Origin of the sequence: Nocardia sp. NPDC060259 (genome assembly GCF_042728775.1) — a bacterium.
Taxonomy (GTDB): domain Bacteria; phylum Actinomycetota; class Actinomycetes; order Mycobacteriales; family Mycobacteriaceae; genus Nocardia.
In genome coordinates, this window is the sequence record NZ_JBHXAY010000057.1 from 22472 (window position 1) to 43831 (window position 21360).

At 68.5% G+C, this 21360-nt stretch carries 20 protein-coding genes and 4 tRNA genes; 8 read left to right on the forward strand and 16 right to left on the reverse strand.

Annotated elements, in window-relative coordinates; genetic code table 11:
* Positions 1 to 67: 67 nt before the first annotated feature.
* The 9 genes from rplK to ACFWF2_RS20680 form a co-directional block, all read right to left on the reverse strand.
* On the reverse strand, positions 68 to 502 hold the full coding sequence (rplK, locus tag ACFWF2_RS20640) for a 50S ribosomal protein L11 (RefSeq protein WP_019049397.1): 435 nt from the start codon (positions 500 to 502) through the stop codon (positions 68 to 70).
* Between the two features lie 238 nt (positions 503 to 740).
* Entirely contained in the window at positions 741 to 1547 is an 807-nt protein-coding gene (nusG, locus tag ACFWF2_RS20645) for a transcription termination/antitermination protein NusG (protein ID WP_379309061.1), read from the reverse strand.
* Positions 1548 to 1660: 113 nt separating this feature from the next.
* The gene (secE, locus tag ACFWF2_RS20650) at positions 1661 to 2038 is read right to left on the reverse strand and encodes a preprotein translocase subunit SecE (protein WP_379309045.1); all 378 of its coding nucleotides are present in this window, start codon (positions 2036 to 2038) and stop codon (positions 1661 to 1663) included.
* Between the two features lie 31 nt (positions 2039 to 2069).
* Positions 2070 to 2142, reverse strand: a tRNA-Trp gene (locus ACFWF2_RS20655).
* Between the two features lie 197 nt (positions 2143 to 2339).
* Positions 2340 to 3407: a fused (3R)-hydroxyacyl-ACP dehydratase subunits HadA/HadB gene (locus ACFWF2_RS20660; RefSeq protein ID WP_379309063.1), complete on the reverse strand. Its 1068-nt coding sequence runs from the start codon at positions 3405 to 3407 to the stop codon at positions 2340 to 2342.
* Positions 3408 to 3551: 144 nt separating this feature from the next.
* The gene (gene rpmG, locus ACFWF2_RS20665) at positions 3552 to 3722 is read right to left on the reverse strand and encodes a 50S ribosomal protein L33 (RefSeq protein ID WP_019049401.1); all 171 of its coding nucleotides are present in this window, start codon (positions 3720 to 3722) and stop codon (positions 3552 to 3554) included.
* A gap of 36 nt (positions 3723 to 3758) precedes the next feature.
* Positions 3759 to 3834, reverse strand: a tRNA-Met gene (locus ACFWF2_RS20670).
* Positions 3835 to 3892: 58 nt separating this feature from the next.
* A tRNA-Thr gene (locus ACFWF2_RS20675) sits at positions 3893 to 3965 on the reverse strand.
* A gap of 330 nt (positions 3966 to 4295) precedes the next feature.
* Positions 4296 to 4378, reverse strand: a tRNA-Tyr gene (locus ACFWF2_RS20680).
* 177 nt (positions 4379 to 4555) lie between these two features.
* Here ACFWF2_RS20680 and ACFWF2_RS20685 point away from each other — a divergent pair.
* Positions 4556 to 5047, forward strand: a complete 492-nt coding sequence (locus tag ACFWF2_RS20685) for a YajQ family cyclic di-GMP-binding protein (protein ID WP_379309046.1) — start codon at positions 4556 to 4558, stop codon at positions 5045 to 5047.
* Positions 5048 to 5062: 15 nt separating this feature from the next.
* On the opposite strand, the gene htpX is transcribed toward ACFWF2_RS20685, so the two are convergent.
* Together htpX and ACFWF2_RS20695 are read right to left on the reverse strand one after the other, a co-directional pair.
* Positions 5063 to 5926, reverse strand: a complete 864-nt coding sequence (htpX, locus tag ACFWF2_RS20690) for a zinc metalloprotease HtpX (protein ID WP_379309047.1) — start codon at positions 5924 to 5926, stop codon at positions 5063 to 5065.
* Positions 5927 to 6099: 173 nt separating this feature from the next.
* Positions 6100 to 7122, reverse strand: a complete 1023-nt coding sequence (locus tag ACFWF2_RS20695) for a polyprenyl synthetase family protein (RefSeq protein ID WP_379309049.1) — start codon at positions 7120 to 7122, stop codon at positions 6100 to 6102.
* Positions 7123 to 7267: 145 nt separating this feature from the next.
* Between ACFWF2_RS20695 and ACFWF2_RS20700 the strand changes: the two genes are divergently transcribed.
* Positions 7268 to 8533 carry a geranylgeranyl reductase family protein gene (locus ACFWF2_RS20700; RefSeq protein ID WP_379309050.1) on the forward strand — a complete coding sequence of 422 codons (1266 nt, stop codon included), beginning with the start codon at positions 7268 to 7270 and terminating at the stop codon, positions 8531 to 8533.
* 51 nt (positions 8534 to 8584) lie between these two features.
* Here the strand turns inward: ACFWF2_RS20700 and ACFWF2_RS20705 are convergent, their stop codons facing one another.
* Positions 8585 to 9082 carry a DUF2505 domain-containing protein gene (locus ACFWF2_RS20705; RefSeq protein WP_379309051.1) on the reverse strand — a complete coding sequence of 166 codons (498 nt, stop codon included), beginning with the start codon at positions 9080 to 9082 and terminating at the stop codon, positions 8585 to 8587.
* 39 nt (positions 9083 to 9121) lie between these two features.
* Between ACFWF2_RS20705 and ACFWF2_RS20710 the strand changes: the two genes are divergently transcribed.
* From ACFWF2_RS20710 to ACFWF2_RS20725, 4 genes are all read left to right on the forward strand, one after another.
* On the forward strand, positions 9122 to 9562 hold the full coding sequence (locus ACFWF2_RS20710; RefSeq protein ID WP_379309052.1) for a DUF3592 domain-containing protein: 441 nt from the start codon (positions 9122 to 9124) through the stop codon (positions 9560 to 9562).
* A 72-nt stretch (positions 9563 to 9634) separates the two neighbouring features.
* Positions 9635 to 10777, forward strand: a complete 1143-nt coding sequence (locus ACFWF2_RS20715; protein ID WP_379309053.1) for a glycosyltransferase family 4 protein — start codon at positions 9635 to 9637, stop codon at positions 10775 to 10777.
* 26 nt (positions 10778 to 10803) lie between these two features.
* Positions 10804 to 11517 carry a demethylmenaquinone methyltransferase gene (locus ACFWF2_RS20720; protein WP_189025588.1) on the forward strand — a complete coding sequence of 238 codons (714 nt, stop codon included), beginning with the start codon at positions 10804 to 10806 and terminating at the stop codon, positions 11515 to 11517.
* 185 nt (positions 11518 to 11702) lie between these two features.
* Positions 11703 to 15944 (forward strand): molybdopterin-dependent oxidoreductase, encoded by a 4242-nt coding sequence (locus ACFWF2_RS20725; RefSeq protein ID WP_379309054.1) that lies wholly within the window; start codon positions 11703 to 11705, stop codon positions 15942 to 15944.
* Position 15945: 1 nt separating this feature from the next.
* Here the strand turns inward: ACFWF2_RS20725 and ACFWF2_RS20730 are convergent, their stop codons facing one another.
* On the reverse strand, positions 15946 to 16989 hold the full coding sequence (locus ACFWF2_RS20730) for an aldo/keto reductase (RefSeq protein ID WP_379309055.1): 1044 nt from the start codon (positions 16987 to 16989) through the stop codon (positions 15946 to 15948).
* An 82-nt stretch (positions 16990 to 17071) separates the two neighbouring features.
* On the opposite strand from ACFWF2_RS20730, the gene ACFWF2_RS20735 reads away from it, so the two are divergent.
* Positions 17072 to 17683 (forward strand): TetR/AcrR family transcriptional regulator, encoded by a 612-nt coding sequence (locus ACFWF2_RS20735; RefSeq protein WP_379309056.1) that lies wholly within the window; start codon positions 17072 to 17074, stop codon positions 17681 to 17683.
* Positions 17684 to 17753: 70 nt separating this feature from the next.
* Here the strand turns inward: ACFWF2_RS20735 and ACFWF2_RS20740 are convergent, their stop codons facing one another.
* The gene (locus ACFWF2_RS20740; protein WP_379309057.1) at positions 17754 to 18353 is read right to left on the reverse strand and encodes a TIGR03086 family metal-binding protein; all 600 of its coding nucleotides are present in this window, start codon (positions 18351 to 18353) and stop codon (positions 17754 to 17756) included.
* Between the two features lie 158 nt (positions 18354 to 18511).
* On the opposite strand from ACFWF2_RS20740, the gene ACFWF2_RS20745 reads away from it, so the two are divergent.
* Positions 18512 to 18757: a hypothetical protein gene (locus ACFWF2_RS20745; protein ID WP_379309058.1), complete on the forward strand. Its 246-nt coding sequence runs from the start codon at positions 18512 to 18514 to the stop codon at positions 18755 to 18757.
* Between the two features lie 71 nt (positions 18758 to 18828).
* Here ACFWF2_RS20745 and menD read toward each other — a convergent pair whose 3' ends face one another.
* The gene (gene menD, locus ACFWF2_RS20750) at positions 18829 to 20460 is read right to left on the reverse strand and encodes a 2-succinyl-5-enolpyruvyl-6-hydroxy-3-cyclohexene-1-carboxylic-acid synthase (RefSeq protein ID WP_379309059.1); all 1632 of its coding nucleotides are present in this window, start codon (positions 20458 to 20460) and stop codon (positions 18829 to 18831) included.
* 226 nt (positions 20461 to 20686) lie between these two features.
* On the reverse strand, positions 20687 to 20965 hold the full coding sequence (locus ACFWF2_RS20755; protein WP_379309060.1) for a hypothetical protein: 279 nt from the start codon (positions 20963 to 20965) through the stop codon (positions 20687 to 20689).
* Positions 20966 to 21360: the final 395 nt, after the last annotated feature.

Consider the following 21360-nt stretch of genomic DNA (forward strand, 5'->3'; position numbering starts at 1 on the left):
CTTAAAGTTGCGAGTTCAGATGTGGTTTCCGGGCCTGGCCGGCCCTCCCACATGGAGCGAGATTCGCTCAGCCTTCGACGGTGATACCCATCGAGCGGGCGGTACCGGCGATGATCTTCGCGGCCTGATCGAGATCGGTGGCGTTGAGATCCTCGGCCTTGGTCTTGGCGATCTCCCGGACCTGGTCCATGGTGACCTTGGCGACCTTGGTCTTGTGCGGCTCGGCCGAGCCCTTCTGCACACCGGCGGCCTTGAGCAGCAGACGCGCGGCGGGCGGGGTCTTCAGCTTGAAGTCGAACGTCCGGTCCTCGTACACCGAGATCTCGACCGGGATGACGTTGCCACGCTGCGACTCGGTCGCGGCGTTGTACGCCTTGCAGAACTCCATGATGTTGACGCCGTGCTGACCGAGCGCGGGGCCGACCGGAGGAGCCGGGTTCGCGGCACCGGCCTGGATCTGCAGCTTGATGATCCCGGCGAGCTTCTTCTTCTTGGGGGGCATCTTTCTTCCTTGGGTTTCGGTTCCTTACGGTTGCCGTAAGCCTGTTGCGGGATCGCTCCCACGCCGGGTCCAAGCCCGGCATTCGCGCACGACCGTCACACCGGGCGGAAACCGCCTGGCGCGGGTCTACACACGAACTGTCACACTCTACCGAACCGCGCCGCGGCGGCCGCAGCCGGGAGGGTCGATCAACGACAACGGCACCGCCGAGGCGGTGCCGTTGCGAAGCTGGTTCGAGCTAGATCTTGGAAACCTGGGTGAAGTTCAGCTCGACCGGGGTCTCGCGACCGAAGATCGAGACGAGCACCTTGAGCTTCTGCTGCTCGGCGTTGACCTCGCTGATGCTGGCGGGCAGCGTCGCGAACGGGCCGTCCATGACGGTGACCGACTCGCCGACCTCGAAGTCGACCTCGATGACCGGCTTGCCCGCGGCAGCGGCACCGGTGTCCGCACCGGACGCGGCAGCGGCGGCGGCCGCCTTCTTCTGCGCCTGCGCACCGGCCGGGACCAGGAACTTCACGACCTCGTTGATGGTCAGCGGGGTCGGCTTGGCGCCGGGGCCACCGCCGGTCATGCCGACGAAACCGGTGACGCCGGGGGTGTTGCGGACCGCGCCCCACGACTCGTTGTTCAGTTCCATCCGGACCAGGATGTAGCCGGGCAGCACCTTGCGGTTGACGTTCTTCTTCTGCCCGTTCTTGATCTCGGTGACCTCTTCGGTCGGCACCTCGACCTGGAAGATGTAGTCCTCGAGGCCGAGGTTCTGCACGCGGGTCTCGAGGTTGGTCTTGACCTTGTTCTCGTAGCCGGCGTAGGAGTGCACGACGTACCAGTCGCCGGGGACGCGGCGCAGCTTGGCCTTCATCGACTCGACGGGGTCGGCTTCGGGGTCTTCCTCGGTGGCGACGGCCTCGACGACGGCCTCGTCGGCCGCGTCGGCGTCAGCGAGCTCGGTGGTGGCCTCGACCTCGTCGGCGGCGGTCTCCGCCACGACAGTGTCGTCAACCGGGAACTCGGCGTTTGTTTCGTTCTCCGGGGTGCTCACTTCGGCACTCGCTTCCTGTGTCGTCACGTACATCGTCTGGGCCGGGTCAGGTGCGCGGAGGCACACTCCGCCGTTCCGGCCCGCGATCGGCTACCGGCGTGGGGTGTCGGCGATCAGCCGAACAGCCAGTCGACACCCGTGATGAACGCAATATCGATCCCGTAGATGAACGCGACCATGAAGACCACGAACACCAGAACGACGGCCGTATAGGTGACCATCTGCTTCCGGTTCGGCCAGATCACCTTGCGCAGTTCCGCGATGACCTCTCGCAGGAACTTGAGCAGCCGCTTGAACGGGTTGCCCGATTTGGCCTTCCCGGCAGTCTTGTCTGCCTTGCGCAAGGAGGGCCGGTCCAGCGTGGCCACCGAACCGGTGTCCGCCGGAGCATCCGACGTGCGCGCACGACGAGCTGTCCGCTTGCCGCTCGGCCGAGTGGCAGCGGCGGTGTCGTCGCCGTCTTCGGCGCGAGTATCCCGCTCGTCGCTCACGTCGATCCTTCCTCGTCGCTGGCATTCAGGGCAGGGGCGACAGGACTTGAACCTGCAACCTGCGGTTTTGGAGACCGCTGCTCTGCCAATTGAGCTACGCCCCTTCGGTTGAACCAGCCTGAGCTGCGTTGTCCAACCACAGTCGATATTCGATTATCGAGCTCTGGTGTCACACAACATGCGCGCCGCTTCCGTGGGGATCTACTCCCCGGGAAGATCAGCGCGCAGCAGCCGGTGACCCCAGAGTCCCGAGTGTACGTTACCGCGTGCGGTATTCGCCAATCCGGTACAGCCGACCAGGTCAGGACAGCTGAACGGTTGCCGTGGCGCGTCCGAAGATCTTCTTGCCCGCCGACTTCGCCGTGATGGCGACGACCGCGGTCCTGGTCTCCGGATCGACCGACTTCACCTTACCGGTGAACTCGACCTCGGCAGGGGACTCGGCGCCGACGAAGACCGGGCTGGTGAACCGGACGTTGTACTCCTTCACCGCACCGGGATCACCGAGCCACGAGGTGACGAAACCGCCGCCGAGGCCCATCGTGAGCATGCCGTGCGCGACCACGTCGTCCAGGCCGACCATCTTCACGATTTCGTCGCTCCAGTGGATCGGGTTGGCGTCGCCGGACACGCCCGCGTAGTTCACCAGATCGCCACGGGTGAGCCGGACGGTGCGCGGCGGCAGTTCATCGCCCGCGGCCACGCTGTCGAAGGACAGGGCGTGTGTGGGGACGGCAGGCTCCGGCTGCCTGGTGACCGGATCGGGGGTGAGCTCGGCGGGGAGCTCGGCCGGCGCGTGATGGTCGGGCTCCTCGAGGCCGTGCATGAGGATGTTGCGGACCGCGTCCGACATCGCCGGATCGATGTCGGCGCCGCTGCGGCCGATCAGCGTGGTGTAGGTGGTGAGCACCAGCTCGTCGTCCTGGGCGGTGACGATGTTCTTGGTGACGATGATGTCGCCGCCGAAGGCCTGCCGGAAGGAATGCAGGTACACATCACAGGTCAGCTGGTCGCCCACCCGGATCGGGCGGTGGAACTCCAGGATCTGGTCGGTCTGCATGATCTGGCTCAGGTCGTAGCCGGTGACGATTCGCTCGAACAGCTTGCGCTGGGCGAGGATGCCGACCAGCGAGATGAAGGTGAGCGGGGCGAGCAGGCCCTGGTGGCCGTACTCGCGCGCGATGTCTTCCTCCCAGTGCACCGGGTGGTAGTCCTGCACGGCACGGGCGTATTCGCGCACCTTCTCGCGGCCGACCTCGTAGAAGTCGTCGACACGGTAGTGGTGGCCGACCATCGCCGCCGCGTGTGCGGCGGGATCGAACGGTTCGGCGGCTGCGGCGGTGACCGCTTCGTCAGTTCCGGTGTTCAGTGTCACCACCTGGACCTTACTCACACGTAGACCGCTCACAAGCCGTCCGGGGGTGTAAACACCGCCCACCCGGGGTACTGTTTCGACCCCGGAAAAGCACAAAGGCCGGACTTTCGTCCGGCCTTCGGCAAATGTTCTGGAGAATCAGCGCGACTCGCGGTGCGCCCGGTGGGTTCCGCAGTTCGGGCAGAACTTCTTCAGCTCGAGGCGGTCCGGGTCGTTGCGCCGGTTCTTCTTGGTGATGTAGTTGCGATGCTTGCACTCTTCGCAGGCCAAGGTGATCTTTGGCCGGACATCGGTGGACTTCGCGGCCACGATATGCCTTCTTTCCGGTCTGGGCTGAGTCGTTATTGGTAGCGATGGCCGGACTTGAACCGGCGACACAACGATTATGAGTCGTTTGCTCTACCGACTGAGCTACACCGCCACGGCGGACCTGTTACGGTGGGCCGGCGGGAAAGTCGGTCACCACCGGCAATCCGGCGAGCCCCCTAACGGAATCGAACCGTTGACCTTTTCCTTACCATGGAAACGCTCTGCCGACTGAGCTAAGGGGGCATGACTACGTGGCACAGAGTCTGTATCGGCGGGCCGATCAGCGCGACCCCGTGCTCCGGCGTCCTGAAGAAGATTACACACTACCCGCCAGCACTACCAAATCGCCAGCTAGGACCCACTTTTTCCCCAGGCAACCCACTGATCACCCGAGAACATGGGTAACTCCCCACCCGCCTCCGAGCCACCACGAGCACAACGTGAGCCCGAGAACGAACAGTCGAGCTACCGGACGACACGCAGATTCGCGGAGAGGCGGGCAAGCTAGGCGGGCAAGCGAGGCGGGCAAGCACCAAAGAACCCCGCCGATCTGATGATCGACGGGGTTCGATGTGGCAGATGTAGGATTCGAACCTACGTAGGCTTTCACCGACAGATTTACAGTCTGCTCCCATTGGCCGCTCGGGCAATCTGCCTTGTGCGCCGTTTCCGGTGCGCTGAGCAGCTTACAACGAACCCACACCCCCAATGCAAACCGCCTGCACAACGACCCTGCGAGCACGGTCGGACCAGGCATGCGGGTACAACTGTCTCGGTGGCCGGCACACCTGTCGGCGCACCCATTGTCAGACCGTGAGGGACAGGAGCGCAGTGTGGCCGATTCGTCATTCGACGTGGTGAGCAAGGTCGATCGCCAGGAGGTCGACAACGCGCTGCACCAGGCGGAGAAGGAGCTGAACTCCCGCTACGACTTCAAGGGCACCGACGCGTCGATCGCGTGGTCGGGCGAGGAGGCCATCGTGCTGACCGCGAACGCCGAGGAGCGGGTCAAGGCCGCGCTCGAGGTGTTCAAGGAGAAGCTGATCCGCCGTGACATCTCGCTGAAGGCGTTCGACGCCGGCGAGCCGCAGGCCTCCGGCAAGGTGTTCAAGATCACCGGCACGCTGGTGCAGGGCATCGATACCGAGAAGGCGAAGAAGATCTCCAAGAAGATCCGCGACGAGGGCCCCAAGGGCGTGAAGGCGCAGATCCAGGGCGAGGAGCTGCGGGTCAGCAGCAAGAAGCGCGACGACCTGCAGGCCGTGATCTCCCTGCTCAAGGGCGAGGACTTCGGCATCGCCCTGCAGTTCGTGAACTACAGGTAGGGGGCGGGGCGGCGCTCAGTGCCGGTGGGTGCCGCCCGCCATTTCCTCCAGCCGCCTGATGCGCTCTTCCATCGGCGGGTGTGTCGAGTACCAGCGGGCGATGCGGTCGCCCGCGCGGAACGGGTTGGCGATCATCAGGTGCGATTCGCTGGTGAGCTTGGGATCCGGCGGCAGCGGGGCCACCTGGACGCCGCGTTCGATCTTGCGCAGGGCCGAGGCCAGTGCCAGCGGGTCACCGGTGAGTTCGGCGCCGGACTGATCGGCCTGGAACTCGCGCGATCGCGATACCGCCATCTTGATCAGGCCGGCGGCGATCGGGCCGAGCAGCGAGACGAGCAGCACCGCGATGACGTTCGGGCCCTGACCGTCCCTGCTGCCGAACGAGCTGGCGAAGAACGCCATGTTCGCGAGTCCGGTGATGATCGAGGCCATCGCGCCCGCCACCGACGAGATCAGGATGTCGCGGTTGTAGACGTGCGACAGCTCGTGGCCGAGAACCGCGCGTAACTCCCGCTCGTCGAGCAACTGCAGGATGCCGCTGGTGCAGCAGACCGCCGCGTGCCGGGGGTTACGACCGGTCGCGAACGCGTTGGGCGCGTTGGTGGGGCTGATGTAGAGCCGCGGCATCGGCTGGCGGGCCGTGGTCGCGAGTTCGCGCACGATCCGGTACATGACCGGCGCTTCCAGTTCGCTGACCGGTTGCGCGTGCATCGCCTTCAGCGCCAGTTTGTCGCTGTTGAAGTACGCGTAGGCGTTCATGCCGACGGCCAGCACGATCGAGATGATCAGGATCGTCGGGCTGCGGAACATCGCCCCGATGGCGACGATCAACGCCGACAGCCCGACCATCAATCCAAACGTCTTGATCCCATTGGGCATTTCCGCCTCCCCGCGCCTTTTGCCGGTTCTCGGGCGCTTGGTTCGTCAGGCGTCGGGCCTGCGGTCGACCACGTGAACAGTTCTGGGCGTACCCGGCGAGTTACCCATGTTCGCGCGAAATCTGGTGTTGCTTCGCGTCAGGTCAACGAGTGCGTGGCGGCGATAGTTCCTGGTCAGCCCACCCGCTCGATGGTGTAGCGAACGAGGCGGCTGAGAGCTTCGTTGGCCGGGCCCGCGGGGAGGGCGGACAGTTCGGCGTCGGCGAGGTCCGCGTACTCCTGGAGCTTTTCCTTGGCCTTGGCCATGCCAGGTGAGCGACGCAGCAGCTCCAGCGCCTCCTCGACCTCGGCATCGGATTCCAGCGGGTGGTCGAGCAGGGTGCGCAGGCGGTCGCCGTCGGCGCCGGACTCGCGCAGGGCGTAGAGCACGGGCAGGGTGTGCACGCCCTCGCGCAGGTCGGTGCCGGGGGTCTTGCCGGACTGTTCGGCCGAGGAGGAGATGTCGATGATGTCGTCGGAGATCTGGAAGGCGGTGCCGACGGCGTCACCGAGGCGGGCCAGCCGCTCGACGTGCTCGGACCCGGCGCCGGAGAAGGTGCCGCCGAAACGGCCCGCCGCGGCGATGAGCGAGCCGGTCTTCTCCCAGACCACGCGCAGGTAGTGCTCGACCGGATCCTGGGACTGCTTGGCGCCCATGGTTTCCCGCATCTGGCCGGTGACCAGCTCGGCGAAGGTCTCGGCGATGATCCGGACCGCGTCGGGGCCGAGCGTCGAGGTGAGCCGGGAGGCGTGCGCGAACAGGTAGTCGCCTGCCAGGATCGCGATGTTGTTGCCCCAGCGCGCGTTGACGCTGACCGCGCCGCGCCGCTGCGTGGCCTCGTCCATCACGTCGTCGTGGTACAGCGTGGCCAGGTGCACCAGCTCCACGACGGTGCCCGCGGTAACCAGCGCCGGGTCGGTGGGATTGGGGCCGAGCTGACCGGTCAGCACGGTGAACAGCGGGCGGAACCGCTTGCCGCCTGCCCTGGCCAGGTGCAGTGCGGCTTCCTGGAGGAATTCCTCGCCGTCGGAGAGTTCGTCGACGAGCAGTTTCTCGACCGCGGCCAGGCCGTCGCGCACGGTGGCGGCGAGTTCGGGATCGACGAGATCTACCCCGGCAACCACGGTGCTCTCGTCGCTCACAGCCGATGTGCTCATTATCTTCTCCCAGCGATGCGTCCGACCCCGACGGGTAGCAACCTAGCGTGTTCCGGCGCCCACGCCGATGAACACCGTCACACAGTGACTATTCCCGGTGTACCCGACACTCTCGCACAGCGCCCTGGGGTGCCAGTATTGAGCCATGGGTTCACCGGACTTCACCCCCGCCGACCGCGCTGTCCTGCCTGCCGCCGTCGAGGTGCTGGTCGTCGGTGCCGGGCCCGCCGGTTCGGCGTCGGCGGCCTGGGCCGCGCGCGCCGGACGCGATGTGCTGCTGCTCGATTCCGCGGTCTTCCCGCGGGACAAGACCTGTGGCGACGGGCTGACGCCGCGCGCGACCGCCGAGCTCGAGCACCTCGGCCTCGGCGAGTGGCTGCGCGCGCACACGGTGAACCACGGCCTGCGGATGGCCGGTTTCGGCAGGGAGGCGTTGCTGCCGTGGCCGAACGGGTCGTTCCCGACGTACGGAAGCGCTGTTCCCCGAACCGAACTCGACGACAAGCTGCGCGAGACCGCGATCAAATCCGGTGCCAGGATGGTCGACGGCGCGAAGGTCACCGAGGTGCTGCGCGAGGGCGAGCGGGTCACCGGCGTGACGGTCCGCATCGGCGATGCCACCCACTCGGTGCGCTGCCGGGTGCTCGTCGTGGCCGACGGCGTGCGCTCCCCCATCGGAAAACAGTTGGGCCGCACCTGGCATCGGCGCTTCGCCTACGGGACCGCGGCGCGCGCCTACATCAAGTCGGGACGCAGCGACGACCAGTGGATCTCCTCGCACCTCGAGCTGCGCAACGCGGCCGACGAACTGGTGCCCGGCTACGGCTGGATCTTCCCGCTCGGCAACGGCGAGGTGAACATCGGCGTCGGTTCGCTGGCGACCGAACAGCGGCCGTCGCACATCGCGCTCAAGCCGCTGATCGAGCACTACACCCGGCTGCGCCGCGAGGAATGGGAGCTCGAGGGCGAGCTGCGTGCCGTCGCGTCGGCGCTGCTGCCGATGGGCGGTGCGGTGTCGGGGGTGGCCGGGCCGAACTGGGTGCTCGTCGGTGACGCCGCGGGTTGCGTGAATCCGCTCAACGGTGAGGGCATCGACTACGGCCTGGAAGGCGGGCACATGCTCGCCGGGCTGCTGGACGAGCCCGATCTGAGCCGGGTGTGGCCGCAGCTGCTGCGTGACCGGTACGGCCGCACGTTCTCGGTGGCGCGCAGGCTCGCCGGCCTGGCCACCCACCCGAAGATGGTCCCGCTCGGCGGGCCGCCGGTGATGCGCTCGAAGTACCTACAGCGCACGGCCGTTCGGGTGATGGGCAATCTGGTGACCGACGAGGACCTCGACATCACCGCGCGCGCCTGGCGGGCAGCGGGACGCGCCTCGCTACGCGCCGACGACCTACCCCCGTTCAGCTGAGCTCACCCGTCAGGTGCGGTGCCGCCCGGGTCGACGGCACCGCCGTGGGTGTCAGTTCTTGGCGAACCAGCCCTCGAGGAACTTGCGTTCGCTGTTGAGGACGCGCTGGTGCAGCTGCTCGGCGAGCGGCTCGATCGCGCCGCCGACGAGCGGCACCTTCACGGTGACGGTGCCGACGACCTCGATCTCGCTGCCCTCGGCGGTGGGGCGCAGTTCGTAGGTGCCCGACATCTCGGTGGTGATTCCGCCGGTTTTGCCGGTGAAGCTGCCCTTGGCGACCTCACCCTCCAGCGGTCGCCAGTTGTCGGTGCGTGAGAGCACCAGGTCGCTCTTGAGGACCTTGCGCACCAGGCCGGGAACCTTGTCCCGACCAGGGGTTTCCGTCATTTTCAGGAGAATGGAACCCGGCCCTTCGGGATGGGACAGTTCGACAGTTGCGGTGTCGGCGGCGGCGAAGCGCTCCTGCCAGACCGCATCGTCGACGAGTGCCCGGTGAAGCTCTTCGACCGGGACGGTGTAGGGCACGGTGAAGCTGAATTTTCGGGACATGGGCGACACGCTAGCGCAGCATCCGACTAGGGTGGCGGCGTGTCGGAAACCAGCCAGTCGGAGAGGCGGACGAAGCGCCTGCGACGGGTGAGCACCGGAGTGCTCGGTACCGCGACGGTGATCAGCGTGCTGATGGTGCTGCTGGTCCTCGCGGCCTGGCGCAACGATTACGAGATCGAGAATCATCGTGGCGTCACCTCGGGCGAGGTGCTCTCGGCGGGCCGGTTGCGTTCGGCGGTGATGTACGTGACGCCCGACAGCGTGACCCACAATCCGAAGGTCGGCATCCTGTATCCGACCAATCTGACCGCGGGCCAGCGGATCAATGTGGAGTACAGCGTGCGTGACCCCGATCTGGTCCGGGTCGCCGGGCGCGATGCGCGGGTGGCGATCATTCCGGCGGCGTCGGTGATCGTGGTGGTCTGGGCGCTGGCGCTGCCTGCGCTGTGGCTGGTGCGCCGCAAGCAGCGCGCGGCGTAACTTCGTCTGCTGTTCGTCCCTGCTTCACGTCGGTGTGGGTGTGCCGCGCGGTGTGGCGGTCACCCTGAGAGAGTGCGCGTAGCCATCGTCTCGGAGTCTTTCCTGCCGAACATGAACGGCGTCGTCAACTCCGTGTTGCGGGTGTTGGACCACCTGGACCAGCACGGGCACGACGCGATGATCGTGGCGCCCGACACCCTGCGCGGCGTGCCGCCCGCCCCGCGCTTCCACGGCCGTTTCCCGGTGCACCGGGTGCCGGCGATGATGGTGCCCAAGGTCAGTTCGCTGCCGGTCGGCCTGCCGCAGCCGGGGATCACCGCCGCGATCGCCGCCTTCGATCCGGACGTGGTGCATCTGGCCTCGCCGTTCCTGCTCGGCGCCGGTGGGCTGGCGGCCGCGACCCGGCTCGATCTGCCCTCGATCGCGGTGTATCAGACCGATGTGGCCGGCTTCGCCAAGAGCTACGGTCTCGGGCTGGCCGCGCGGGCGGCCTGGGCGTGGACGCGCCGGATCCACGAAGGCGCGACGCGCACGCTGGCGCCCTCCTCGGCGGCCGCGCGGGACCTGGCCGACCACGGCATTCCGCGGGTGCACCGCTGGGGCCGTGGCGTCGACATCGACCGGTTCAACCCGGCCGCGCGCAGCGCCGAATTGCGGGCGAGCTGGCTCGGCTCGCAGGACCGGCTGGTCGTCGGTTTCGTCGGCAGGCTCGCGCCGGAGAAGCACGTCGAACGACTCGCCGCGCTGGCCGGTGATCCCTCGATCCAGCTGGTCGTGGTGGGCGACGGGCCGGATCGGGCACAGCTGAGCCGGCTGATGCCGGACGCGGTGTTCACCGGTGAGCTCGGCGGCAGCGAGCTGGCCACGCATTACGCGAGCCTGGACGTGATGGTGCATCCTGGCGAGCACGAGACGTTCTGCCAGGGTGTGCAGGAGGCGCTGTCCTCCGGTGTGCCGGTGATCGGTCCCGATGCGGGCGGGCCGCGCGATCTGATCGCGCACTGCCGCAACGGCTATCTGCTGCCGGTCGACCGGTTCGCCGAACTGCTGCCCAGCGCGGTCTCGGCGCTGCGTGATCCGAGCCAGCGCGCCCGGTTCGCGACGGCGGCCCGCAAGTCGGTGCTGCATCGCACCTGGCCCGCCATCTGCACCGAGCTGATGACCCACTACGCCGATGTCACCGGCATGCGCGACCGCTTGCCGCGCTCGGCATAGCAGGACGCGGCCGATAAGCTCGATTCGTGGCGACAACAGAGCAGCGGGAACCGATTCGGGCTTCGCTGGACAAGCAACCCCACGAGGTCGCGTCGATGTTCGACGGTGTGGCGAAGCGCTACGACCTCACCAACACGGTCATCTCCGGTGGCCAGGATCGGTACTGGCGGTGGGCGACGCGGCGCGCGCTCGGGCTGCGACCGGGTGAGCGGGTGCTCGACCTGGCGGCGGGCACCGGGGTCTCGACCGTGGAGCTCGGCAAGTCGGGCGCCTGGTGCGTAGCCACCGACTTCTCCCAGGGCATGCTCGCCGCGGGCCGGTTCCGGCAGGTGCCGATGGTGGCGGGCGATGCCATGGCGCTGCCGTTCGCCGACAATTCCTTCGACGCGGTGACCATCTCCTTCGGCCTGCGCAATGTCGCCGATATCGATCTGGCGCTGCGCGAGATGCTGCGGGTGACCAAGCCGGGCGGCCGCGTGGTGGTCTGCGAGTTCTCCACCCCGGTGTTCGGGCCGTTCCGCACCGTCTACATGGAGTACCTGATGAAGGCGCTGCCGCGGGTGGCGCGGGCGGTCAGCTCCAACCCCGACGCGTACGTGTACCTCGCCGAGTCGATCCGCGCGTGGCCGAACCAGCGCAGGCTGGCCCGGCGCATCGCCGACGCGGGCTGGGACTCGGTGCAGTGGCGTGACCTCACCGGTGGTGTGGTGGCGCTGCATCGCGGCTACAAACTGGGCTGAGACCCCTCGATCCCGGAGTGAATCCGGTCACTCCGGGACAGCGCGCGGCGGGCGCTTCCCTGTCGGAACATGCCCTGATCAGGGCCGATATTCCGGTCTCGACCTCACAGTGAAAATTTTGACGTGTGAGGTCGATTGTCACCTGGACATAACGTTCGGTAAATCGAGCGCAACGACAGGTGCGGATGATCGGAGACATGACAGGGGAAGCTGACATCCGCGACACGGGCGCTGTGCGTACACAGTGCTCGTACTGCGGCGTCGGCTGCGGCATCAGCGTCCAGACCAAGACTGATCAGTCGGGCGCGCGGTTGATCGCGAAGGTCAGCGGCGACAAGCTGCATCCGGCGAACGCGGGCAGGCTGTGCACCAAGGGCGCGACGCACGCCGAGATGATGGCCGCCCCAGGCCGGATGGAGTCCGCCTATCACCGCCCTGAGCGCGGTCAGGTTCCCGTTCCGCTGCCGGTCGACGAAGCCGTCCACGAGACCGCCACGCGGCTGCGCGCGATCCTCGACGAGCACGGGCCCGACGCGATCGCCCTCTACGTCTCCGGGCAGATGTCGCTCGAAGCCCAGTACCTGGCGACCAAGCTGGCCAAGGGCTACCTGCGGACCAAGCACATCGAAGCCAATTCCCGGCTGTGCATGGCCAGCGCGGGCACCGGCTACAAGCAGTCGCTCGGCGCCGACGGTCCGCCCGGCTCCTACGACGACTTCGAGCACGCCGACCTGTTCTTCGTCTCCGGCGCGAACATGGCCGACTGCCACCCGATCCTCTACCTGCGGATGGCCGACCGGCTCAAGGCGGGCGCCAAACTGATCGTGGTCGACCCGCGCCGCACCGAGACCGCGGCCCGCGCCGACCTGTTCCTGCAGATCGCGCCCGGCACCGACCTCGCGCTGCTCAACGGCCTGCTGCACCTGCTTGTCGCCGACGGCGCGATCGACACCGCCTTCATCGCCGAGCACACCGAGGGCTGGGAGGCGATGCCCGAGTTCCTCGCCGACTACCCGCCCGCCAGGGTCGCCGAGCTCACCGGCCTGGCCGAGGCCGACATCCGCACCGCGGCGATGATGATCGCCGAGGCGGGCGAGTGGATGTCGCTGTGGACGATGGGACTCAACCAGTCCACCCACGGCACCTGGAACACCAACGCGCTGGTGAACCTGCACCTGGCGACCGGCGCGATCTGTCGCCCCGGCAGCGGCCCGTTCTCGCTGACCGGCCAGCCCAATGCCATGGGCGGCCGCGAGATGGGCTACATGGGACCTGGTCTGCCCGGCCAGCGCAGCCTGCTCTCCCCCGCCGACCGGACCTTCGTCGAGACCGCGTGGGACCTGCCCGCGGATACCCTGCGGACCGAGGCGGGCCCCGGCACCATCGACATGTTCCGCGGCCTGGCCGACGGCGAGATCAAGGCCGCCTGGATTATCTGCACGAATCCCGTCGCCACCGTGGCCAATCGCAAAACGGTGATCGCGGGACTGGAGGCGGCCGAGCTGGTCGTGGTGCAGGACGCGTACACCGAGACCGCCACCAACGCCTACGCCGATCTGCTGCTGCCCGCCACGCTGTGGGCCGAAGCCGATGCGGTGATGGTGAATTCGGAACGCAATGTCACCCTGCTGCGGCAGTCGGTCGATCCGGTCGGCGACGCGCGGCCGGACTGGTTGCTGATCGCGCAGGTCGCCACGGCCATGGGTTTCCCCGGTTTCGACTTCGCCTCGAGCGCCGAGGTGTTCGCCGAACTGCGGCAGTTCACCAACCCGGCGACCGGCTACGACCTGAGCGGCATGAGCTACGAGCGGCTGCGCGAAGGCCCGATGCAGTGGCCGTGCCGCGACAGCGATTCCCCGCGCAACCCGATCCGCTACGTCAACGACGGCACCAACCAGCCGCTGCACGTCGAGGCCGACGGCACCACCCCTCGACTCGCGTTCGCCACCCCGAGCAGGCGCGCGGTGTTCTTCGCCCGCCCGCATCTGCCCGCCGCCGAACTGCCCGACGACGACTACCCGTTCCTGCTCAATACCGGCCGCCTGCAGCATCAGTGGCACACGATGACCAAGACCGGCAAGGTCGCCAAGCTGACCAAGCTCAACGGCGCGCCGTTCGTCGAGGTACACCCCGAAGACGCCCGGCGCCTCGACCTGAAGCCCGGCGACCAGCTCGAAATCGCCTCGCGCCGTGGCCGTGCCGTGCTGCCGGTGCAGATCAGTGATCGGGTGCGGCCAGGTGATTGCTTTGCTCCTTTCCACTGGAACGACGAACAGGGCGAATATCTGACGATCAACGCCGTCACCAACGACGCGGTGGATCCCGCCTCGCTGCAGCCGGAGTTCAAGGCGTGCGCGGTGGCGCTGCGCCGGGTCGGCCCCGCCGCCGCACCCGAGCAGGCCCCGGCACAACCGGTCCGGCAGCCGGCGCAACCTGCCACCCACCCCCTGGCCGGGATTCTGGGCCTGGACGCGGCCACCTCACCGACACTCAGCGAGACCGAGCGCATCTACCTCGGCGGGTACCTCGCCGCACTGCAATCGCTGCCGGTGACCGGGCAGCCGGTGCTGCCCGCGAGCGCGCCGCTGTCGGCGCAGTCACGGCTGTGGGTCGACGGGCTGCTGGCCGGCATGTACTCGCGCACCGCCGGTGCCGCGACCGAGGTCGCGGGCGCCGATGCCGCGACCGCCGCCCCGGTGACGGTGCTGTGGGCCTCCCAGACCGGCAACGCCGAGGAACTCGCCGCCACCGTCGCCGCGCGGCTGTCCGCGGCAGGCTTCCTGCCGTCGCTGCTCGACATGGACTCCTGTGAGCTGTCGGCACTCACCGGCGACATCCTCATCGTCACCAGTACCTTCGGTGACGGCGGCCCGCCCGACAACGGCGCCGACTTCTGGACCAGGCTCGAAGACAGCATCGTGCGCCTCAACGGCGTCCGCTACGCGGTCTTCGCCCTCGGTGACTCCTCCTACGACGACTTCTGTGGACACGGCCGCAAACTCGACCGCCTGTTCGCCGAGCGCGGCGCCAAGCCGCTGGTGCCGCGGGTCGACAGCGAACCCGACTTCACCGATGCCGCCGAGCAGTGGCTCGACGACGTGCTCGCCGCACTGGGCGGCTCGGCCGCAGGCGACGCCGGACCGTCGGACCCGACCGGAGGTGGCGCGACCCCGGCCCCGAACGGTGCTGCGTTACACCAGGGTTCCGGTCCCTCCCTGTCCATGCCCTCGGGTCGCGGTGGAGCCATCGTGCTCGACCGTCCGCTCACCGCCGCGCCGAGCCGCGTCCAGCGCGCCGCCCCGGCGCCTTTCACCCGCCAGTCGCCGGTCCGGGCGACCCTGATGCGCAATGAGACGCTCAGCGCGCCCGGCTCGCCGAAGGAGGTGCGGCGCTTCGGCTTCGACCTGCACGACCTGGACGCCAGCTACGAGGTCGGCGATTCGCTGGGTGTCCTGCCGGCCAACGGCACCGAGCTGGTCGAGGAATGGCTCACCGCCACCGGCCTCGACGGCCGCCGGGTGATCGAGCTGGACGACCGCGAGCTCACCCTCACCGAGGCCCTGCGCACGCACTACGACATCACCAAGGTGAGCCAGGATCTGCTCGGCTTCATCGCCGAGCGCAACCCGCACCCGCAGCTTGCCAAGCTGCTGCGCCGCGACAACCGCAACGAGCTCGCCAACTACCTGTGGGACCGCCAGGCCGTGGACGTGCTGCGCGACTTCCCGGTGCGCACCGATCTGGTGGACTGGCTCGGCGCACTCAAAAAGCTGCAACCACGCCAGTATTCGATCTCGTCGAGCCCGCTGACCACCCCCGACGAAGTGCAGCTGACCGTGGGTGTCGTCCGCTACGGCGATCCGGTGGGCGACTCCGCCCGGCGCGGCGGCGTGTGCTCGACCTTCCTCGCCGACCGGGCGGGCGCCGAGGTCCCGATCTTCCTGCAGCGGGCACCGCATTTCCGCCCACCGCTGGACCCGAACGCCCCGATGATCATGGTGGGACCGGGCACCGGTATCGCTCCTTTCCGTGGGTTCCTGCACGAGCGCCGGGCCGTCGGCGCGACCGGACGCAACTGGCTGTTCTTCGGCGACCAGCACGCCGCCCAGAACTTCTACTACCGCTCCGAGCTCGAGGACATGTTCCGCTCCGGCTTCCTCACCCGCCTCGACCTGGCCTTCTCCCGCGACCAGCGCGAGCGGATCTACGTGCAACACCGGATGATCGAGCACGGCGCCGAGCTGTGGTCGTGGCTACGCGACGGCGGCCACTTCTACGTCTGCGGCGACGCGGCCCGCATGGCCAAGGACGTCGACGACACCCTGCTACGCATCGCCCAGATCCACGGCAAGCTGGACGAAGCAGGCGCCCTGGCCTTCAAGAAGCAGCTCGTCGCCGAAAAGCGCTACGTCCGCGACGTGTACTGACTCACGCCGCCCGCACAGCAGGCGGGTTCAGCCGGGTGAAGTCGGGCAGCCGGTGATACGGGTAGTACGGGTACGGGGGTGTGGTCGAGCTCGCCGCGTCGAGGGCGGCCAGGTGCTCCGGATCGAGCTGCCAGCCGACGGCGCCCAGGTTCTGGCGCAGCTGTTCCTCGTTGCGGGCACCGATCAGGACGGTGGCGACGGTCGGCCTGGTGAGCAGCCAGTTGAGGGCGATCTGCGGGACGCTGCGACCGGTGTCGGCGGCGATGCGATCGAGGACATCGACGACGTCGTAGAGGTGTTCGTCGTCGACGGGTGGGCCGGCCTGCGCGGTCTCGTGCAGCCTGCTGCCCGCCGGAAGTGGCTGGCCGCGACGCACTTTGCCGGTGAGCCTGCCCCAGCCCAGCGGGCTCCAGACGACCGCGCCGACGCCCTGGTCCGCGCCGAGCGGCATCAGTTCCCATTCGTAGTCGCGGCCGACGAGGGAGTAGTAGACCTGGTGCGCGACGGGCTTTTCCAGGCCGAGCTCCTCGGCGGTGGCCAGTGCCTTCATCAATTCCCACCCGGCGTAGTTGGACACACCGAGGTAGCGGATCTTGCCTGCGCGCACGAGATCGTCCAGGGCCGTGAGGGTTTCTGCCAGCGGGGTGCCCGCGTCGAAGGCGTGTAGCTGGAACAGGTCGAGGTAGTCGGTGCCGAGGCGGCGCAGGGAGGCGTCGACGGCACGGATCAGCCTGGCGCGGCTCGCACCGGCCTCGTGCGGGCCGGGGCCGGTGGGCAGGGCCGACTTGGTCGACAGCAGCACCTGCTCGCGCCTGCCCTTGATCGCCGCGCCGAGTACCTCCTCCGAGGCGCCGTCGGAATAGACGTCGGCCGTGTCGAACAGGGTGACACCGGCCTCGAGGCTGATGTCGACCAGGCGCCTGGCCTGCGCCGCATCGGTATCGCCCCAGGCGCTGAACAGGGCGCCGCGTCCGCCGAAGGTGCCCGCGCCGAAACCGAGCGCGGGAACGAGCAGACCCGATGCGCCGAGCCGCCGGTACTCCATGAGAACTCCTAAAGGGTCTATAGTTCCGTTAACACTTCGGACAGTACACCCGATGCGCGCTAAATGAAACAGGAGTTCCGTTATGAATCACGATGTCGCCTGGCCTGGGTCTGTTCGCCCAGGTGGGCGCACTGCCAGGGTCCGCGAGTCCGTCCTGCAGGTCGCCGGTGATCTGCTCGCCGACCGCGGCTTCGCCCACCTCGATCTGGCCGAGGTCGCCGCGACGGCCGGGGTCGGCAAGACCACGGTCTATCGCCGCTGGCGCACCCCGGCGGGGCTGGTCGCCGACCTGCTGGTCGACATGGCCGAGCAGTCGCTGCCCCGCACCGAAACCGGCACCCTGCTCGACGACCTCACCGCCAATGCCCGGCTGGTCGCCAAGACTCTCGCCGACCGACGGCAGGGCAATCTGTTCCGCGCCGTCATCACCGCGTCCACCTGCGACGAGGGCACCGCCGCGGCGCTGCACACCTTCTACGACACCCGGCTCACCGAATGGGCGCCCTGCGTCGACGCCGCCGTCGCGCGCGGCGAAGCGCCCGCAGGCACCGACGCTCGGGCGGTCCTGTCCGCGGTCTCCGCGCCGCTGTACTACCGGCTGCTCGCCAGCGGCGACCCCATCGACGAGGCCGCCGCCGACCAGTCGGCCAAGGCAGCCGCCCTCGCCACGATCGGCGGCGCCTTCGTCCGCTGAGTGCCTGCTTCGAGACGAATTCGCCCAGCATGCGCTGGTATTCGGCGAGGTCGACCGTGGTGCGACCGGATCAAACCTGGCGGTCCGCTGCGCTCACGGTCGCCCGCCACCCCGGGTCGCGACCGGTGAGGCCGAGCAGGCGATCGAACGCGGGCGCATCGTCGGGAACGGCGATCACCGGGCCGAACAGACCGGGCGTGCCGGACGGGTCGGTGTCGCGCAGGAATTCGTGCAGGATCGGCAGATAGCCGGGGTCGACCGTCACGGACTGCCCGGTGGCGACCGCCAGATCCCAGGCGTGGATGGTGACCTCGTCGAGGGCGACCATTGCCATCACCGCGGCAGGCAGCACGACGCCACCGGCCTCGGCGTCACCATCCCAGGCCGCGGGCGCACGCCACGCGGCGGTCAGCGCGTCGAGCTGCGCGGGGATCAGGGCGCGCCAGCCTGCGGGCAGCGGGTCGTCGAGGCTGGGCGGCGCCGACCGGCCGTCGGACTCCTTGGTCGCGGCCTGCCGGAACGCCTCGGTCAGCCCGACGACGTGGGAGAGCAGCGTCCCCACGGTGGTGTCGACGCACGGCGTCGGCGCGGCGAGCTGGTCGTCGGCGATGCCGGCGACGACGGTGGCGAGTGTGCGGGCGGCGGGGGCGAAGTCGAACTGCGGTTCCATGTGCGCTCCTGAGCGAGGACGGACTGCCTATACCTGTACAGACGGACCGAGCACCGGAAACTCATCGCCGCGCGGGTTGCCGAGCGGCCCGAATCGGCGCACGCTGGATGGCGCAACGATCAGCGACATACGTGCGAGGCGACGACCGAGGAGCACCGATGATCGACCACGAAACCGCCCGACCGCTGGACGAGGTCCCCGAGGCCGATCGGATCGAACAGGAACAGACGGCCTTCACCGCCGGCGACCCCGACGACCCCGCCTTCTCCGATGCCGCCGACTACTCCGACCAGATGGCGGCCAATGTCGACCGCGATGCCTTCACCGCGAACCCCGCCGACGTGATCGAGCAGACCATCCCCGTCCCGTTCGACGACGAGTTCGTCGAGGGCGAGGAGCCGTAGACCCTGATGGGCGCTGTCGGCGAAGCCGCCGACAGCCCAGCGCACGGCCGGAGCGAATGCGGAGGTACGCCTCAGCGCGCGATCTTCGCCCGGACGGTCGCGTGCAGTTCGCGCAGGCTGGAACGCTCGGTCGCGACCTCGAGCACGCGCAGCCCGTGCGCGTCGCCGACCAGCTCCACACCCAGCTCGTCGGGGTCGACCTGGCGGTGCGGGATCCGGTAGGCGGCGCACAGGGCGGCCAGATCCATGCCGTGCGGTGTGCCGAAGACCCGCTCGAAGACGCCGGCGTACTGCGGGTCGCCCTGTTCGAGCAGTTCGAAGATGCCACCGCCGTCGTCGTTGGCGACGACGATCGTGAGGTTGTCCGGGCGCGGTTCGCCGCGCCCGATCAGCAGGCCCGACGCGTCGTGCAGGAAGGTCAGGTCGCCCATCAGCGCGACGGTGCGGCCCTGGTGGGCCAGCGCGGCACCGACCGCGCCGGAGACGGTGCCGTCGATCCCGGCGACACCACGGTTGGACAGCACCCGCACGCCTGGCCGCGGATGCGAGACCAGCGCCGCGTCGCGAACCGGGTTCGACGCGCCGAGCAGCAGCTGGTCACCGTCGCGCAGCGAGTCCATGACGACGGCGGCCACATGCAGGCCGGTCGCCTTCGGGTGCGCCGACAGTTCGTCGCGCACCACCGATTGCGCCTGCCGGTTCAGCTCCGCGCAGCGCGCCAGCCACTCGTGGCGCGGTGCGCCGGTGGTCACCGCGCGGGTGCCGGTGCCGACGACATTGCCGGAGACATCGGGCCAGCGCGGTCCGGTGGTCAGCGCGAAGACGGTGACATTCGGATCGGCGAGGACCCGCGAGACCTGGCGGTGCAGGGTCGGGCGGCCGGTGATGATCGCCTGCGTCGGCTTCAGCAGCGACAGTGCGAGCGGGTGCAGGGCGGGACCGTGCATCGGCGCCGTCGGCTCGGCCACCGTCGGCAGCTCGGCGAGTTCGGGCAGCAACCGCGCGCCGTGCCCGGAGATGACGACGGTGTCGGGAGTGAGGTCGATGTCGAGCGGCACGTCGAGGGTGGCGTACTGGGTCGCGGTCCATGGCCGTTCGTCGGCACGGCCCGCGGGCAGCGGATCGTCGGACAGCTCGGGGACCAGCGGCTCGCGCAGCGGGATGTCGAACTGCACCGGACCGGCGTTGCCGGAACGGGTTCCGCGCGCCGCGGCCAGCACCCGGCACACCGAGGAGCGCCACACGCTGTTCTGGCGCGGATACGCCGACTCGCCCGCCTCGGCTTCGGCGAGCCCGAGACTGATGGTGGCGCGGACCTGGCTGCCGAACAGGCCGAGCTGCTCGACCGTCTGATTGGCGCCGGTACCGAGCATCTCGTAGGGCCGGTTCGCGCTGACGACGATCAACGGCACCCGCGCGTAGTTGGCTTCCAGCACCGCGGGCCCGAGGTTGGCCACCGCGGTACCCGAGGTCATCACGACCGGCACCGGGCGCCCGGACGACACCGCGAGCCCGACCGCGAGGAAGCCCGCGGTGCGCTCATCGATACGCATGTGCAGCCGTAGCCGCCCGGCCGCGTCCTCCGCCTGCAGCGCGAAGGCCAGTGGGGCATTACGCGATCCGGGGCACAGCACCACCTCGCGGACGCCGCCGCGCACGAGCTCGTCGACGACCACTCGTGCCTGCGCAGTTGACGGATTCACAATCCCAGAGTGTCAGACGGGGGCACACCCGTCTGCCCCCGGCCCGCGTTGGCTACGTCACCGCGCCGAGTTGCGCACTGCCGTCAACGCCGCCGGAGCCGGCACAGGCGGGTTCTGCCCGATAACTAGATCAACAATTCAGAAATGAATCTGGCGACGGGTTTTCACGCCCGTCGCCAGATTTCAAGACCATCTCGAAGAGGAGCAGGTCGTTATCTCGATCAGATCACGCGGCAGGCGCGGTGAGTTCCTGGATACCGGTGATCGCCTCGATGATGTTGACCACCGCGGAGGTGCCGCTGTCGATCGCGCCGCTGCCCGACTCGAGCACGCTCGAACCGGCGGCCGAACCGCTGAGCACGCCGGCCGAGCCGGTGGCCACACCGGCGAGCTCGGCAGATCCGGTGGCCGAGCCCGTGTCGGCGCTGGCGACGGCCGGGCCGAAGAACATGACAGCGGCGGCAGCGGTGACACCGGCGGCGGCGAGAGTCTTGCGAGAGATCATGATCGACTTCCTTTCGACCTGCGCAATGCAGTCTTTTACGTCAGTACCGAGCGGAAGGAGTATTTCGGGAATTTCTATTTCCGAATCCGCTCGATTGGAAAGGTAATCGATACAGGGCTGTGATAGCCAGTCGTTCGCTGTATCCACGGAAGGTGGGGAATCGACGGCCACTCGTCCTTTCCCTGCCGTTCATGTACGGAGTGCCGTGGCTCACACTTCGCAGCGCGGAATTTACCCGCGACCGGGGATCGATGTGGCCGCGCACTCACCACACCCCCGTTACGTGAGTGTGGTCACACGGGCACGCGAAAGGCCGGTGCGGGTGGGGGTAAAACCCGAACCCACCCGCCCCCACACACAAAAAACCGGGGGGGGGCCCCCCCAGGGGCACAAGC

Excerpts from the sequence above, each read along its gene's own strand:
- rplK (WP_019049397.1), bottom strand. The coding sequence starts at position 502 with ATGCCCCCCAAGAAGAAGAAGCTCGCCGGGATCATCAAGCTGCAGATC.
- htpX (WP_379309047.1), bottom strand. The coding sequence starts at position 5,926 with ATGCCCAATGGGATCAAGACGTTTGGATTGATGGTCGGGCTGTCGGCG.
- ACFWF2_RS20695 (WP_379309049.1), bottom strand. The coding sequence starts at position 7,122 with ATGAGCACATCGGCTGTGAGCGACGAGAGCACCGTGGTTGCCGGGGTA.
- ACFWF2_RS20700 (WP_379309050.1), top strand. The coding sequence starts at position 7,268 with ATGGGTTCACCGGACTTCACCCCCGCCGACCGCGCTGTCCTGCCTGCC.
- ACFWF2_RS20705 (WP_379309051.1), bottom strand. The coding sequence starts at position 9,082 with ATGTCCCGAAAATTCAGCTTCACCGTGCCCTACACCGTCCCGGTCGAA.
- ACFWF2_RS20725 (WP_379309054.1), top strand. The coding sequence starts at position 11,703 with ATGATCGGAGACATGACAGGGGAAGCTGACATCCGCGACACGGGCGCT.
- ACFWF2_RS20730 (WP_379309055.1), bottom strand. The coding sequence starts at position 16,989 with ATGGAGTACCGGCGGCTCGGCGCATCGGGTCTGCTCGTTCCCGCGCTC.
- ACFWF2_RS20735 (WP_379309056.1), top strand. The coding sequence starts at position 17,072 with ATGAATCACGATGTCGCCTGGCCTGGGTCTGTTCGCCCAGGTGGGCGC.
- ACFWF2_RS20740 (WP_379309057.1), bottom strand. The coding sequence starts at position 18,353 with ATGGAACCGCAGTTCGACTTCGCCCCCGCCGCCCGCACACTCGCCACC.
- ACFWF2_RS20745 (WP_379309058.1), top strand. The coding sequence starts at position 18,512 with ATGATCGACCACGAAACCGCCCGACCGCTGGACGAGGTCCCCGAGGCC.
- ACFWF2_RS20755 (WP_379309060.1), bottom strand. The coding sequence starts at position 20,965 with ATGATCTCTCGCAAGACTCTCGCCGCCGCCGGTGTCACCGCTGCCGCC.